The 16,051-nt window shown below is 37.7% G+C and carries 12 protein-coding genes; 7 read left to right on the forward strand and 5 right to left on the reverse strand.

What is annotated here, in order from left to right; all coding sequences use genetic code 11:
• Nucleotides 1–135 precede the first annotated feature (135 nt).
• The 4 genes from G3O09_RS21470 (at nt 136) to G3O09_RS21485 (ending at nt 4,903) form a co-directional block, all read left to right on the forward strand.
• A complete protein-coding gene (locus G3O09_RS21470; protein WP_163103479.1) occupies nt 136–438 on the forward strand; it encodes a hypothetical protein in 303 nt (100 codons plus the stop codon).
• A gap of 399 nt (nt 439–837) precedes the next feature.
• Complete coding sequence (locus tag G3O09_RS21475) at nt 838–2,280, forward strand: GntP family permease (protein WP_163103480.1); 1,443 nt, start codon at nt 838–840, stop codon at nt 2,278–2,280.
• Between the two features lie 273 nt (nt 2,281–2,553).
• Nucleotides 2,554–3,339 carry a 3-hydroxybutyrate dehydrogenase gene (locus tag G3O09_RS21480; protein WP_163103489.1) on the forward strand — a complete coding sequence of 262 codons (786 nt, stop codon included), beginning with the start codon at nt 2,554–2,556 and terminating at the stop codon, nt 3,337–3,339.
• Between the two features lie 139 nt (nt 3,340–3,478).
• Nucleotides 3,479–4,903, forward strand: coding sequence for a sigma-54 interaction domain-containing protein (locus tag G3O09_RS21485; protein ID WP_163103481.1), 1,425 nt, complete (start codon nt 3,479–3,481; stop codon nt 4,901–4,903).
• A 426-nt stretch (nt 4,904–5,329) separates the two neighbouring features.
• Here G3O09_RS21485 and G3O09_RS21490 read toward each other — a convergent pair whose 3' ends face one another.
• Nucleotides 5,330–6,133: an alpha/beta fold hydrolase gene (locus G3O09_RS21490; RefSeq protein ID WP_163103482.1), complete on the reverse strand. Its 804-nt coding sequence runs from the start codon at nt 6,131–6,133 to the stop codon at nt 5,330–5,332.
• A gap of 613 nt (nt 6,134–6,746) precedes the next feature.
• Between G3O09_RS21490 and G3O09_RS21495 the strand changes: the two genes are divergently transcribed.
• Nucleotides 6,747–9,149 (forward strand): immune inhibitor A domain-containing protein, encoded by a 2,403-nt coding sequence (locus tag G3O09_RS21495; RefSeq protein WP_163103483.1) that lies wholly within the window; start codon nt 6,747–6,749, stop codon nt 9,147–9,149.
• A gap of 548 nt (nt 9,150–9,697) precedes the next feature.
• Nucleotides 9,698–11,395, forward strand: a complete 1,698-nt coding sequence (locus tag G3O09_RS21500) for an SH3 domain-containing protein (RefSeq protein ID WP_163103484.1) — start codon at nt 9,698–9,700, stop codon at nt 11,393–11,395.
• 123 nt (nt 11,396–11,518) lie between these two features.
• On the opposite strand, the gene G3O09_RS22635 is transcribed toward G3O09_RS21500, so the two are convergent.
• From G3O09_RS22635 to G3O09_RS21520, 4 genes are all read right to left on the reverse strand, one after another.
• Nucleotides 11,519–11,842, reverse strand: a complete 324-nt coding sequence (locus G3O09_RS22635) for a DUF3231 family protein (RefSeq protein WP_275898350.1) — start codon at nt 11,840–11,842, stop codon at nt 11,519–11,521.
• Between the two features lie 240 nt (nt 11,843–12,082).
• Complete coding sequence (locus tag G3O09_RS21510) at nt 12,083–12,514, reverse strand: cell wall hydrolase (RefSeq protein ID WP_163103491.1); 432 nt, start codon at nt 12,512–12,514, stop codon at nt 12,083–12,085.
• A gap of 71 nt (nt 12,515–12,585) precedes the next feature.
• The gene (locus tag G3O09_RS21515) at nt 12,586–13,833 is read right to left on the reverse strand and encodes a sensor histidine kinase (RefSeq protein WP_163103485.1); all 1,248 of its coding nucleotides are present in this window, start codon (nt 13,831–13,833) and stop codon (nt 12,586–12,588) included.
• A gap of 338 nt (nt 13,834–14,171) precedes the next feature.
• Nucleotides 14,172–14,978, reverse strand: a complete 807-nt coding sequence (locus tag G3O09_RS21520; protein ID WP_163103486.1) for a cupin domain-containing protein — start codon at nt 14,976–14,978, stop codon at nt 14,172–14,174.
• A 228-nt stretch (nt 14,979–15,206) separates the two neighbouring features.
• Here G3O09_RS21520 and G3O09_RS21530 point away from each other — a divergent pair, with 228 nt between their 5' ends.
• The gene (locus tag G3O09_RS21530) at nt 15,207–15,800 is read left to right on the forward strand and encodes a peroxiredoxin (RefSeq protein WP_240338532.1); all 594 of its coding nucleotides are present in this window, start codon (nt 15,207–15,209) and stop codon (nt 15,798–15,800) included.
• Nucleotides 15,801–16,051: the final 251 nt, after the last annotated feature.

The following is a 16,051-nucleotide window of genomic DNA, read 5'->3' on the forward strand; positions in this document are numbered from 1 at the left end:
CTTTTACAGCCATAGAAAAATCCCCTCCAAGTAGTAGTGCATCATCCATGATAAAATCATAGGCTTTTTACACTGTCTACTTAAAGGGGATAATACCAATTTTCGGATTTTTTTATTTTAAGGGAGATTGTGAAGTTGGAGAAAAGCATCATGTTTATGGGGGCATTTGCAGTATTGTTAGCATTGAATTTTGGAATCGCTTTATATTTTCATTTTAATTTTTTTGATATTTCGATTCCAGTTGGATTGTTAGGAATTTTACTTACAGCACCAAATAATCCTCTGACCGATTTTTTTAACACAGAGCCATATTTTTATAGCGAGGAGCCTGAGAGAGGACCGAAATTTGGCCGCATGGCAGCAATAAGCGCAATTACATACTGTTTGTTAGCATTCGTCACAACTTTCTTTTATTACAAAGATTATTTTATTAATTAAACTCATAGTAAAAAACAAAAACGGCACTGAAACCCTTCAGGCCGTTTTTGTAATTTTTTATTGGTTGGTGCCTGGCACTGCTCTTTCCGTAAAAACGGAAATTTCCGTTATAACGGAAGGGTTAAGCAGAGATTTTCCTTTAAAACGGAATGGTAATCCTATTTTGATAGGTGTTCTATGCATTCTACAAACAATTTTGTAACTTAAAACATCGCTAAATGAATGATAATGACTTTTTTTAGATAATTCAGAATAGATAGATGTTTTGGCACGGAACTTGCAAATGGATAAGTGTGAAGTAATTGCTGAAAAGGAGGTTTAGGTTTTATTTTGTAAACGCTTACTTTCAGGGGATATGAAGCGGGATAGGGAGAAAAGAATTTCACAAGGGGGATTTACATGGATTTAATAGTCATTTTGTTGTCTCTGGGCCTTTTAATGTTTGTTGCTTACAGAGGATTTTCAGTCATTTTGTTTGCACCGATTTGTGCACTTTTTGCAGTTTTATTAACTGAACCTAGTTATGTAATGCCTTTTTTCTCAAGTATTTTTATGGAGAAAATGGTTGGATTCATTAAGAATTATTTTCCTGTCTTCTTATTAGGGGCAATTTTCGGTAAAGTGGTTGAAATGTCAGGGCTTGCCGAGTCAATTGCTAAAACGATTGTCCGTTCTATCGGAGCGAAGAGAGCGATCTTGGCAATTGTATTGTTGGGAGCGATCCTAACATACAGTGGTGTGAGTTTGTTTGTAGCAGTATTTGCTATTTACCCATTTGCGGCTCAGTTGTTCAGACAAGCCAATATTCCAAAAAGGCTTATTCCTGGAACGATTGCACTGGGAGCATTTACGTTTACAATGGATGCATTGCCTGGTACACCACAAATTCAAAACGTTATTCCAACTTCATTCTTTAAGACAGATGTTTATGCAGCACCGGTTTTAGGGATTTTAGGTGGGGTGTTTGTCCTTATTATTGGTCTTCTATATCTTGAATCGCGTCGTAAAAAAGCGGAAAGAGCTGGAGAGGGGTACTTTGGTTTTGGCTCTGAAACGGCTGCAGCTGCTGAAGCGCAAAAATTGGTAGGGAAAGAAGAGCCTACGCCGGATTTATCTACCAATCAGCCTCTTGGACGCCAAATTTTAGCTTTCCTTCCACTTATTCTTGTTGGGGTTATGAATAAAGTGTTTGTTACATATATCCCTATTTGGTATCCAAACGGCTTTGACTTTTCCAAAATAGGTATGGATGCACTTGGTGTTGTGGACATAACAACGGTTAAAGGGATCTGGGCTGTTGAGTTGGCATTGATTATCGGTATAGTTGCAACGATTTTATATGATTGGAACCGAGTAACACAAAACTTTAAAGAGGGCCTAAATACTAGCATTGGTGGCTCTTTATTAGCGACGATGAATACAGCTGCTGAATACGGATTTGGTGGAGTCATTGCTGCCCTTCCAGGCTTCGCCGTCATCAAGAGTGGTATTGCTGGTACTTTCACAAATCCGCTCGTAAATGGGGCAGTTACAACGACTACACTTGCTGGTATTACCGGCTCAGCCTCTGGTGGGATGGGGATCGCTCTAAGTGCTATGTCTGAAACGTATAATAAAGCGATTGCAGCCGCTAATATTCCACCAGAAGTTATGCACCGAGTTATTTCAATGGCATCGGGTGGTATGGATACTCTTCCACATAATGGTGCTGTTATCACATTGCTAGCCGTGACGGGTTTAACACATAAGCAATCATATCGAGATATTTTCGCTATCACAATCATTAAGACATTTGCTGTCTTCTTCATCATTGCATTGTACACTCTTTTTGGACTTGTTTAATTGTTGGTAAACCAAAATTAGTTTTTATTTAAAGGCTATGTAAAAGATCAGGGTTGATTTTGTATGTTGATTGGAGTGGAAGGTCGAGACTCCTACGGGAACAGCTGGTTAAGGGGGACCCCACTGGTGCAAGGAGTCGAGGAGGCTCCCGAACCGCCCGCGGAAAGTGAGTGCCTCTTGCTGCAATCATCTGGCTAGTTTAACAGAGCATTTTTAATAAGGAGGGAAACTAGTATGGGAAAGCTCCTTGAAGGTACAGAGGGGAGAACTGGAATGGGGAAGCTCCTTGAAGGGAAAACAGCATTCATCACTGGAGCAGCAAGTGGGATTGGATTAGAGATTGCGAGAACATTTGCTTTAGAAGGGGCAAAGGTTGTCATTTCTGATTTGAATAAGGAAAACAGTGAGCTGGTAGCTGCCAAACTAAATGAAGATGGATTTGAAGCTTTGGCAACTACTTGTGATGTAACGGACGAGGCAGCATTTAAAAATAGTCTTGAGCTGGCATATGAAACTTTCGGAAGTATTGATATTTTGGTCAATAATGCGGGACTGCAGTATGTGTCACCTCTAGAGGATTTTCCTACTGAGAAATTCGAACTGCTGATCAAAGTTATGCTAACTGCACCTTTTGTAGGGATCAAGCATGTTTTTCCAATGATGAAAAAACATGGATTTGGAAGAGTTATTAATATTGCTTCCATAAACGGTTTAGTCGGATTTGCTGGAAAGGCAGCCTATAACAGTGCAAAACATGGAGTCATCGGTTTAACAAAGGTTGCTGCTTTAGAAGGGGCTGCGCATGGGATCACAGTAAATGCATTATGCCCAGGATACGTCGATACAGCTCTCGTTCGGAATCAGTTAAAAGATCTTGCTACAACAAGAAATGTGCAGCTTGAAAGAGTATTAGAGGATGTCATTTATCCGCTTGTTCCTCAAAAAAGGCTGTTAGCAGTTTCGGAAATTGCCGATTATGCTGTATTCTTGGCAAGTGAAAAGGCTAGAGGAGTTACCGGCCAAGCGGTCGTTTTGGATGGTGGATATACAGTTCAATAATAATGACCGAGCCTTGTTTGCATAATCGCAAACAGGGTTCTATTTTTTAGTTAATTTTTAGAAATTTCTAACTAATTTTAATTGCTCCCCTTTTCTTTTGATATAATAACATCAAATAATTGTGACAAAGGTGCGTATTATGATAAACACTGGAATTGATAACATCCCTTATAATTGGCTTCAGGAAATTATTAATCTATCAGCAGAACGGATTGTAGTAGTCGACCGTGAAGGAATCATTTGTTATATCAATTCAGCTTATTGTGAGTTCTTGGGGACAACTGCGGAATTTGCTATAGGGCGGCATGTAAAAGACGTTATTGAAAATACAAGGATGCATATTGTCGCAAAAACTGGACAAGCTGAGCTGGCATCGGTTCAACCCATTAAGGATAGTGAAATGATTGCTAACCGTTTTCCTCTTATTGTGGATGGGGAATTAGTGGGGGCTGTTGGTACGGTAATGTTCCGAAACCCTGAGGATTGGTGGGATTATAAAAGAAAAATCCAACCTTTATTGGAGGAGCTAAAATATTATAAAACAAAGTATGAGAAAGAACTGAAGAGTAAATACAGTTTCAATGATTTGGTTGGAAATAGTCGAGACTTTCAAATGGCCAAAGTGTTAGCGGAAAGAATTTCTGGAAGTCAATCAGCCGTTTTACTACTTGGTGAATCTGGTACTGGAAAAGAATTATTTGCCCATGCCATCCATGACAATAGCACTCGGTCATCCTTTCCTTTTGTTCCTATAAATTGTGCATCCATACCAGAGCATTTATTAGAATCAGAATTGTTCGGGTATGAAGACGGTGCTTTCACGGGAGCAAAAAAAGGTGGAAAAAAGGGACAGTTTCAAATTGCAAACTATGGAACGATTTTTCTCGATGAAGTAGGCGATATGCCACTTACTATGCAAAGTAAGCTTCTGCGGGTTCTACAGGAAAAAGAAATTCAGCGTGTTGGCGGCCAAACCTCTATCCCTGTAGATGTAAGAGTGATTGCAGCTACACACAGAGAATTAGAGAAGATGGTTGAGGAAGGGAAGTTCCGGAAGGATCTATATTACCGATTGAATGTCATTAAAATTGAGATTCCACCTCTTAGGAAACGAAAGGAAGATATTCAATTAATAGCCTCTGGCCTTTTAAAAAAGCTGGAAAAGAAGTTTTACCGACAGGGTACTGAACTGACTATAGAAGTAGTTGAATGTTTTATGCAGCATACATGGCCTGGAAATATCCGTGAACTGGAAAACGTGTTAGAAAGAGCAATCAACGTCCTTGATGGGAAAAGGATTGAATTAGCCCATCTCCCTCTCTATCTTCGAGATCATGATAAGAATAATGATTTATTCATAGAATCGTTATCTAGAAATAGTGTAAATGGAGTCGTCCCTAATCAGCAGGTCCAACCATTAAAGGAAACGCTTGCACAAGTCGAAAAACATGCCATCCAACATGCACTTTTAAGAGTCAATGGTAACAAGCAGGAGGCTGCTAAGCTTTTGCAAATAGGCAAAACAAGATTTTACGAAAAATGCAAAATATATGATATTACATAAAACAAATAATTAAAAATAAATGAAACAAATGATGTCGCTAAAGGTATTAAAAAAGCCAGCATTATTTTGCTGACATAGTTTTAAAAAATATTTTTTTGTAAAATAGATGTTTAAAGCACATAGAAATGAATCATTAAAAGAAAAAAATTAATGCTTATTTTAGTAACCATTTGTCCACACACCCTATTCTAAATAGAATATTGTTGCTTCAATTGTTACAATTTAAAGATACCATAAATTAGTTGAGGTAATGTTAATGGTTTATGAATTTCGTGTTAATAAAATAAAGCATTGAGTTATTATGAATTTTAAAGTGAATGGATTGCACTATCATTCAGTAGAGGCGCTAATTACAGGCTTAAATTAGATTGGAAGAAAAGAGAGAAGTGTAAGCACACTTCTCCCGTATTTCTCTAGTTTCGGATTCTATAAACTTCGAATAAAACCATCCACCTTCGTATTGAATTCCTCTACTTCTTCTAAAAATGGACAATGGCAACTATGTTCAAAAACTTCAAGAGTTGCGAATGGAAGTGCATTTCGAATCTGTTCACCAGCAGCAACTGGAATCAATTTTTCTTCTCTCCCAAAACAAAGAAGTGTTTTTGTTAGGAAGTTCTGGAAGTCGTTTCGATAATCAACGATAGATTGATCAAATAGGATGGCGCTTGCTATGCTTTCGGACATTTCCGTTGTTTCTTCGAGCATCCAGTCCATTGTTTCTTCATCGACTTCTTCTTTAAACATTAAAGGTAGAAACCCTTTGAGTAGTTCCACTCGATCAGTTTGAATGCCACGCATGAAATGAGTAAGTGTCGCCATGTCAAATGCACCAAGAGGGAAGTCGGGCCATTTAAAGTCTGATGCCATTTCGTCAACGATAACAGTACCTTTCACATTAACTTCTCCAAACTCCTTTAAGTATTCCCATATGACAAAAGCACCCATTGACCAACCAACTAACACTACATCGTGAAGGTTCTTTTTTTCGATAAATGTATATAGATCCTTCGCATACTGATGAATCGTGTGACCGGAGGAAGACTTAGTGGATTTCCCATGACCTCTGAAATCTAGAAGGATCGTTTGATACTTTTGTGAAAAATAGGGGAGCTGTTCTTGGAAAAAACGACTGCTCATCCATACCCCATGCAGAAAAATGACGGGTGTTCCTGTGCCTTCTTCTTCGTAATAAAGCTCTATTCCTTGGTCTACCTCTATATATGCCATACCACATTCTCCTCTCGTTTATTACTACTGTATGGGAGAATAATGGGGATTATGTTCTGAAATAAAGTCTTCCAAAAGAGTTGATTTCCCTGCCTTTTTACTAATCCAATCTTTAAAAAAGCTCGAGTCCTTTAACTACTCTGCTTGGAATGGACTTAGTAAAGTTTACCTTATTATTATTAGCGTCGACAGTCTTTTACTTAGACGCAGTTTCGGTATTTTGACATCCTGACAGCAAGAGCATGAAGATTATGAGTGCACGAATTGTAGGTTTCATTGTAATCCCCCTTTATTAGTCTTTATTTATGTATAGGTTAAAATGGACTGAACATTTTATTTGGACGTGTTATTGGTTTTTTTCATTGAAGTGCCTAGTTTTTTTCCATTATTTACTAGGTAAGAAGTAATAGTTTTGCTTTATATATAATTTTATGAATATTTATTCCTTGATTTTACTTCCAATAACCTACTTCATTAGGTCTACTACGCTACTATTTACCTACATTCAATAGAATTTTCACATTTATAGGCAGAGACTATGTACCCTTGTACTAACTATTTATTCAGAATATTATGATTCTACGGGCCGAATATTTTGAAAAGAGGGAAACATTTGAATAAGTTCATAAAAACTAGTCTATCTTCCGTTATGCTTGCAGGTACATTATTCGCAGGATTCCCGGGAACAGTTATCTCGTATAAAGATGGAGATATCTTGAAAAAGGCAGAAACGAATGTACATGCTTCACACTCACATGGTTCGCTAGATTTAGCGATTATCAATGATGAAAAATTAATAGAGTCGTTCATTAAAAGAGGTCTTCTTGCCAAAGATGCTTCTGAGGCTAAAAAGCAAACCTTCCTCAAGAATTACCTTAGTGTGAAAGGGAAACAGACAGATTCAAAAGAATCCGATCCATTAGCAGCGAAAGTGAAAGCAGCTGAATCTGCTAAACACAAAAAAGCTAAAGAATTTAATAACGGGCTATTGAATGGAAATGGGAACAAGAATGGACAATTAAAAGGAAATCCTGATCCTGTCAGTGAAGAGAAATCTCCTGGAGTTCAAAAGAAAGGCAAATTATTAACGATAATGGTTGAGTACTCTGGTTTTGAACATAACAATATTCAGCCAGGAGAAACAGATAACTATTACAAAGATTATAATACTGAGCATTTTGAAGATATGATTTTTGGTGATAATGGAGTAACCGGACCTAACGGTGAAAATTTTGTTTCACAAAAACAATATTATGAAGAGCAATCTGGTGGAACTTATACCATAGAAGGGAAAGCTTATGGCTGGTTAAAAGTTCCTGGAACGGCTGAATTTTATGGAGCTGATAGAGGGGATGGCGGTCATGATAATGTAAATCCTGGAGGCTCTAAACAATTAGTGGTAGATACATATAAAGCTGCAAAAGCGGCTGGTATTCCTCTACAAGACTATGACTTAGAAGATCCACATGATTTAGACGGGGACGGAAACTATTGGGAATCTGATGGTTTAGTCGATCACCTACAAATTATCCATGCTGGTATGGGTCAAGAAGCTGGCGGTGGTGTTTTAGAGGATAACGCTATCTGGTCACATCGTTCAGCAAAATTCCATGATGAAGATGGATTAGGCAAAGGATTACCAGGATTCTACGATTATACTATTATGCCTGAAGACGGAGCTACTGGAGTATTTGCCCACGAATACGGGCATGATTTAGGGCTACCAGATGAGTACGACACAGCTTATACTGGTACAGGTGAAGCAATTGGTTATTGGTCCGTTATGTCTGGCGGTTCTTGGTCTGGAAAAATCCCTGGTACTGAACCAACAGGTTTCTCCCCTTGGGCGAAACAATATTTCCAATCTACGCTTGGTGGAAAATGGACAGCTCCGACGGTTGTAAACTGGGATGAGGTATCAACTAAAGGAACTAATTTCTTATTAGATCAAGCCAATTCACCACTTGGTAAAAACAATCAGGCTGTGAGAGTAAACTTACCTATGAAGAACACTCCTATAAACGTTCCAGCAGCTGGTAGCTATGAATATTGGGGTGGACAAGCAGATGAACTTGATAGCAACATGGTTACATCTGTTGATTTAACAGGAAAAAATTCAGCTACCTTAACATTTGATGCTTGGTATGATACTGAAGAGAAATGGGATTTCGCGTTTGTACAAGTATCTGAAGATGGAGGTAGCACTTGGAAATCACTAGGTAACAGCAATACTCGTTCTGATGTGGTTTCTGAAGGCTATCCTACAATCTTGAATTCAATGCCTGGGTTTACAGGTAAATCTAATGGATGGCAGGCCCAATCCTTCGATTTATCAGCTTATACTAACAAGAAAATCCAACTTCGTATTCGCTATGCAACAGATTGGGGTACTTCCCATGTTGGTTTCTTTGCAGACAACATTAAAGTGGTAGCAGATGGACAAACTGTAGTTGAAGATGGAGCAGAAGGAACAACTACTCCATTTGGTTTAAATGGATTCAAGAAAATGGATGGTAACAAGCGTACAGATCACTACTATTTATTAGAGTGGCGTAACCATAAAGGGGTAGACGAAGGTCTTAAGAATATTAAGCGTGGCAATTCTATTATGAGCTATGATGGTGGCTTGGTAGTTTGGTACGTAGATGATAGCTATACGGACAACTGGACAGGAGATCATCCTGGAGATGGTTACCTGGGTGTGGTAGATGCGCACTTAGGAACAAGCTTAAAATGGAATGTTACAGATGGTACATCAGTTGAAGCTTCATCACGTTTCCATGTTGCAGATGCGGCATTTGGATTAAATACAACTTCTGGTCTGGATGTAACGTACCCTACTCAAACACTAACGTTATCTAGTCAAGAAGCAGTGTCTCTATTCAGTGACAGCAATAATTACAATAACACATTCATGCCAGATGCTGGACGTAATCTAGGCAAGTATGGACTAAAAGTTCGTGTAAACGGTCAATCCAAAGACAAATCTGTAGGATCTATCGTAATCTACAAATAATCGACAAAAATCGGGAGGTGCCTGTCACCGCCCGATTTTTTTTTGTGTAGAAAGTCAGATTATTAAGTTGGAAGTTTTTGATATAATAGCAGGGCAACTGAATATTGTGAGGGTGGTTGGTTGTCACACTTCTTTCTATTTTTAGAAAGGAGGTGATAATTATAGAAATATTTCTTGCTGTGATATTTGAGATTTTGAAAGGCATTGTGCGTGAAGTAGTTGCATATATCTTTCGAAAACACGTATTGGAACACAACAAGAAAACCACCCCGCGCCGTAGGAAGCAATAGGGTGGTTTTCGTAAGTAACATAAACTGATGACAACCATCACTCTAACGGTAAAGGTTGCAGAGAGAAGTGTTAGCGCACTTCTCTTTTTTATTATATATCCATTATACATAAATATATTCTTATAGTGAAGATTTCGTTTAAATATATCGAAAACCATGTGTCCGAGTGGAAGGATAGTGTGTTATGATTATGGTTGGAAATATATAACTTTTTAGTAGATTATTAGATAAATAAGAAAGTGAGAAGGGGATCTCGCGTTGAAAAAACATTTAAGTTTCATTTTATTTTTGAATATGATGATTGTTTTGCTTTTCCCAGGGAGTTCATATGCAGCAATCAATGCTGAGGCAGCGGTGAAAGAAGCGGAGGCTGCCGGGAAAATGGTACTTACCGCTAGTGTATACAATGGAAAGGGAAAGCCTATTATTCCTGATAAGCAATTGAATAATGCTAACTCAAAGCTAAAAATTGCTAAAGCTGCTGTCGGAAAACTTCCTGCAAAACAAAGGTCTGCATTCACGAAACGACTAAATGATATAACGGTAAATATCACTCGTGGAACGGATTTTAGTAAAGCTATTAAACAAGGGGAAACCATTACGGCTCATAAGAATAAAGCAACTCAAGCTACTACAGTAGCAAATGCTTTGACCTATTACAATGTATTAACCAAAGAACTAAAAAATGTAGGTATTTTCGATAAAGTGACCCACACTGCTTCAAGGGCGAACCTGAAAAATTATTATATTAAACCTGCTCAAGATACAGCTTTGAAACTGACCCCAGTTGTTAAAACAAAATCAATGTTAGATCAATTCAATACACAATTAAATCAAATTACTGATACGGATACTCTTTTCAACACCTATAAAGGGATTGTCATCCAATACTCATCCATAACTCTGCCAGCTTTGAAAAAAGAGTTAACTAGTAAAATGGTAGCTGCTGAAAAACGAATCCCTCTGGAACTAGTAACTGGCAATCTTCTAGACATACTTGAATTGGAAACTAAACTAAGAGAGCTAGATTCTACGGTAAAACCACTAAAATCTAGTCCGGTTGTACCTGGCCTTCATCAAGAGATTAATACCTTGATTTCTAGTAATCTATTTAGTCCAACAGAAAAGACTGTTCTTCAAACTCGTCTAAAATCAATTATGTCAAAGTTAGTGGTTCAGCCTAAGGTGTTAAAAGAATTATTAACACAAAAGTCGATTGAAAAGGGGATTCCCCCTGAGATTGTGAAAGGAATTGTCTTAACGGAAAACTCTAAGATGACGCAATTCACTACAAATGGTGATGTGTTCAAGAGCCAGGATGATGGTTTCGGAATCATGCAAGTGACCCCAATGTCAGTGGAGGATGATTCATTTGATTGGGATTTAGTGAAGTATGATCTAAATGCCAATATTGAAGCGGGCTTAAAAGTCTTATTAGAAAAGTGGGGCAAGGCTGGGTCCAGCTTTCCCGTGATTAATAAGCAGGATAAGAACGTGTTGGAAAATTGGTATTTTACATTATGGGCTTATAATGGTCTATCGAATTTCAATGATCCCTCGAATCCTAATGCGAAAAAAATAGTTTATCAAGTAAAAGTGTATGAAAATATCGAGAAATATGTTGGAGTTACCCCAACCTACATTGCTACTGAAGAGCTTAAAGTCAAAAATGTAGATGGTTGGCCTTCCTTCACAGAAAAAATGAATTATGTGACCAAGACCACCACTTTGTCATCTCAAATGCATAAAGCGGGAACCCAGATAGTTCTGAAGAAGAAGGCTAGATTTAGAAGCACCCCTTCAACGAGTGGAACGCCTACAGAACTCCCAACAGGAACAAAGATTCAAATTGTGAAAAGGGAAGAGGACGCTGGACTAGCCAATTTCTTTAGCTGGTATTTAGTTAATTTACCCAATGGAAAGCAAGGCTATATTGCTTCTGTGAATTTGTATTAGATGCATGTGTCCGAACTCTTTAAAAAAGTAAGAATCATTACCATATATCCAATCAGGAAAATATTGATGAAAAAAAAACAATCTACTTATCTCAATTCTGAGAAAGTAGATTGTTTTTTTGTGTTAAATTTGTCTGCCTGGAGGGGTGTAGTAAGGGGGTACCTTAATCCAGCCTCTCTTTCGCATAGCAGTTTTCAGTTCTATCCCAAATAGCATTTTTTCCGCATGAAATCTTGCCCAAAGTAGCCCAAGATCATTTCTAATACATTGACTCAAGTTGGTAGAACACATGACGATATTTGATGCAATTTTTATCCCTATAAAATTGGCGATTTCGTCGTCTGTCACCTTTACTCCAAGAGGTACGCTATTTGGATCGGATTTGGGCTTTGATTGAGGTTTATAAAGCTTAATGAACAGGTATTTAAGTTGATTATTCAAGGACACTGGTTGATTGGAGCGGAAGGCGCTTGACTCCTGGGGGATTAGCGTTACAGACGAGACCCCGCAGGAGAGGTAGCGACGAGGAGGCTCGGCGAACGCCCCCCGGAAAGCAAGTGCCTGGAGCGGAAATCAACCTTTTCGCCTACCATACATAACAAAAATGACAAAAGGTATCGAGAGAGCGTACTCTCGATACCTTTTGTAGATAATCTGAGAACCTTCATTATGAAGGTCCTTTTCCATTTATCCAAACGTATTATAAACATTTTCACATTCTTTGGCTGTTGGCTGGTAAAAACAGTGCAGCTTGTAACGATCAACGAAGGGTTGGTTATACCATGTAGGTGGGCAATCTCCTGGGGGCCTGAAATACCATAGTGAGAATTTTGCAGGCCACTGTCTTTCACCTTTAATGGCTCGGCGTGCTAATCGTCTTTCGCTTTCTCTTGCTCGTTGGTAGAAGTATCCTTTTTGAGTGGCTTCAAAAGCATGAGGCTGGTAAACCATTTGTGGAACAGTCCGTAAGTTTTTAAAATCGGAACAATTTGCTCGAATACGATTTATCCCCACGTTTCCGACGAGCATCATCCCTTTTTCTCCTTCACCTTCAGCTTCTGCTCTAAGCAATCTTGCTAAGAGGTCAATATCCGCTGATGTATGCTTTACAACCATGATGTCACCTCCATTTAATATCTTATTAAATGGAGGCAATAGAGATGACAACAAGGACAAACGATAGGGAAAATTTATGCAATACTTTTTGGTATTTGAATGGTAAAGGTAGTCCCCTTTCCAATTTCACTGTTTACCAAAATTGTGCCTTTCATGGATTGAATGATTTGAAAGGAAATCGTTAGACCGACCCCTGTACCTTTTTCTTTCGTCGAATAAAAAGGTGTCCCTAATTGTTTCAACTGAGCTTTCGTCATTCCTTTTCCATTGTCGATAATTTCAATTTTGATTGAGTCGTTTATATCATAGGCATTGACGGTTATACTACCACCTGATTCCATAGCTTCAATCCCATTTTTGATGATATTGACTAAAACTTGCTTAATTTCAGCCTTATTTCCCTTTACGAATAAGGCGTCCTGAACAGATTTATGGATACTAATATTTTGTATATTAGAATAAGAACTCATCAACTCAATGATATTCTTTAATTCTTCCGTAATATTAATCCAAGCTAGACCTTCCGTATGAGGTTTAGCTAATGAAAGGTAATCGTTAATAATAGATTGAGCGTGATCGAGTTCATTTAAAGCAATACGAATATAATTTTTTTGAGAAGGTAATAGATTGGTATCATCATTCATTAACTGTAAGAAACCTCTCACTGATGTCATTGGATTTCGGACTTCGTGCGCAACTGAAGCAGCTAGTTGACTGATGACATTCAATTTATCCGCCCTTTGTAGCTCTTGCCGGAGTGCCTGTTGTTCGTTCACATTTTCTATGAGAAATACGACCATCACTAAAGTGACCCATGTTATCATAGAGAAGGCTAGCATGAATGGGATTTGTTCTAATTGATTCATTTTAATAAGAGTGAGGGCTCTTGTAAGCGCCATTAACCAATAGACAACACTGACAATGATCACTTTCGTTCTCAGCTGTACTTTGTCGTATTTACGGACAACAAATGTAAGAATAGCTGAGGCGATTGAATAATTGAGCAAAGTAACGTAAAATCCCGCTCCTCCTAAATTAAATCTAAATACTAATAAGACAATAATCATCAGTATGCCTGGTATTGTTCCACCATATAAAAAAGCGATTACAATGGGAATAACCCTAAAATCATAAAAATATCCATTGTCATATTCAATTGGGAAGGACATGGTTAGTATTAAAATCAGCAAGAGGATGATAATCAGCTTAGAATATGGTTTTTTTCGTCTTACTTTATTTTCAGTAAAATATAGGTGGTAGACAAGAATAGGGAAAAGTACGATTAATACGTGAAATAGAACAGGACCAACTTGGTTAAACATAACTTCCAAAACCCCCGCAAAAAAGGACAAATTTTCTCGTTTATTAACATTTCGATAAATGGTCCTAATTACCTTCTTAATTCTTTTGATTTCCACAAATTTCACTTTTTTTGGTGCCTGTGCAGAGCTGAATTTTGTCGAAGACTTCGGCATTTTTTTGTGTGAAAGAAACGGCATAATAGCTAAAGGGAAGTTATATTGGAGATTTCAAAGTTACACACGAATTGGCAATTAAAATGTCGAATAATAACAAAAAAAGCTCGCCGAGATCGGCGAGTTTTTAATGCAGGCAAGAAATAATATCAACTAAAGCATCCGATTGTTTAATTACGGTTGCACTACATATTTTTGCTTTGCAGAAGAAGTTTGGATTCTCCTGTACGTTCCCATTCTTCTACTATTTCATATGCTTTTTCAGGAGAATATCCCTTCCCTACAAGAACTCCCATTAAAATAAACTCTTGAAGAATATGTGTCATATTAATTCCTCTTTTAACGTCCTCCAAACCTTCTTTTACCAAAAATCCGGTATGTCTTACCCATTCATCTGGAGTCTTTCCGAAAATTACTGTATTCCCATTTCCATTGCCCAAATCTTCTTCCATAGTCATTGCATCTGCCTTAGTCTTATGAACAGTACCAAATGGATGGTTTGGTGGGGCATATATTGAGTATAGTTTCAACGGAACATTTCCAGTGTTTGTGACATTGTGCCACATTCCAGCCGGTATCATAATAGCAGAGTCATCGAAGATTCTCCATTGGAAACTTAAATTATCTTTACTTTTGCCCATTTGTACAATCCCCTGACCTTGTTCAACACGTAAGAATTGATCCACATCAGGGTGCATTTCCAAGCCGATATCTTCACCAACATTGAGACTCATTAATGTGACTTGCAAATGATTTCCTGTCCATAGTGCGGTACGATACGTGTTGTTTTGTTTGGTGGCCTCATTGATATTTATAACAAATGGGTTTGCTCCATAATCTTTTAATACGTTTCTGTCATAACCATAAAAAGACCGATAAGAACTAAATGCCAACTCATTAGGAAGAGCCCAATAACCAGTAGGATTTCCGTAAGTATGCGTTGGTACGTTTGCATAATTAGGATATTGATACGTATAAGGCACATAGTACATTTTCCTCAATCCCTTCATATACATTTATTTATTATTTATAAATTATCTTATGTATGGTAGAAGAGGAGTGTACTTAATGATGTTAAATGACTTATTCGAGTATTCAAGGTACATTTCGATTCCTTTTTTATACTCAATGCATCATTGAACCAATTTTAGATACACCAACAATTTATCTGATACATATGGATAAATGAGCTGACTTTTTGATAAGGAGGGCATTGTCATATGTATGAGGACTTTGTACAACCATTTTGTGCACAAACAACTGATATAGCACCCCTGTTTGTGGCAGAAGCTTACGACAATGTAGAAAAGAAAATTAAAGAAATTCGCCTAGAAAGTTATCGTGGAAAATGGGTGATCTTATTTTTTTATGGAAGTGATTTTACTTTTGTTTGACCGACAGAGTTGGCAGCGGTCGCTGCTATTTATAATCAACTGAAGTCCCTAAATACAGATGTACTTGCCATAAGTACAGACAGTGTATATTCTCATAAAGTTTTTACTGAGGTGACTCCTTCAATTTCTCAGGTGAAGTTTCCACTATTAAGTGACCGAACACATAAAATTAGTAAAGCATACAGAGTGTTAAATGAAAAAACTGGGGCTACATTCAGAGCAACCATCATTATAGATCCAGAAGGAACGATTGTTACCAAATTCGTAAATCCTCCAGAAGTTGGTCGAAATGTTTACGAGATTTTAAGGGTAATTCAAGGGATACAATATAGTAGAAGGACTGGGGAAGGAGTCCCAGCTAATTGGGTACCAGGTCAATCTGGAATTATTAGGAATCCAAAGTACATTGGTAGAATTTAAGGGATACCCAATAATCGTATTTAAATAAAAATGAGCTATTATTATACTTTTTCGGTTCCATCGGAGCGATTCTTTAATGTGTCACTTTTCTTCTTCAACTAACTGGGGCGTTTAGTTGAAGAAGAAAATAAAAAGGACCACACATATTAGATTTATGGACTTAACCCCGTCAAGTAGACAGCTCTAAAAAAGACTATGCAGCCATCGTGATTCGATACTCAATCGGAGCACGATGGTTTAGTCGTTTTTGG

Origin of the sequence: Peribacillus alkalitolerans (genome assembly GCF_010882125.1) — a bacterium.
Lineage (GTDB): Bacteria > Bacillota > Bacilli > Bacillales > DSM-1321 > Bacillus_BN > Bacillus_BN alkalitolerans.

What these genes read in the sequence shown, in the direction of transcription:
- G3O09_RS21490 (WP_163103482.1), bottom strand. Translation starts at nt 6,133, where the DNA reads ATGGCATATATAGAGGTAGACCAAGGAATAGAGCTTTATTACGAAGAA.
- G3O09_RS21480 (WP_163103489.1), top strand. Translation starts at nt 2,554, where the DNA reads ATGGGGAAGCTCCTTGAAGGGAAAACAGCATTCATCACTGGAGCAGCA.
- G3O09_RS21485 (WP_163103481.1), top strand. Translation starts at nt 3,479, where the DNA reads ATGATAAACACTGGAATTGATAACATCCCTTATAATTGGCTTCAGGAA.
- G3O09_RS21515 (WP_163103485.1), bottom strand. Translation starts at nt 13,833, where the DNA reads ATGTTTAACCAAGTTGGTCCTGTTCTATTTCACGTATTAATCGTACTT.
- G3O09_RS21475 (WP_163103480.1), top strand. Translation starts at nt 838, where the DNA reads ATGGATTTAATAGTCATTTTGTTGTCTCTGGGCCTTTTAATGTTTGTT.
- G3O09_RS21520 (WP_163103486.1), bottom strand. Translation starts at nt 14,978, where the DNA reads ATGTACTATGTGCCTTATACGTATCAATATCCTAATTATGCAAACGTA.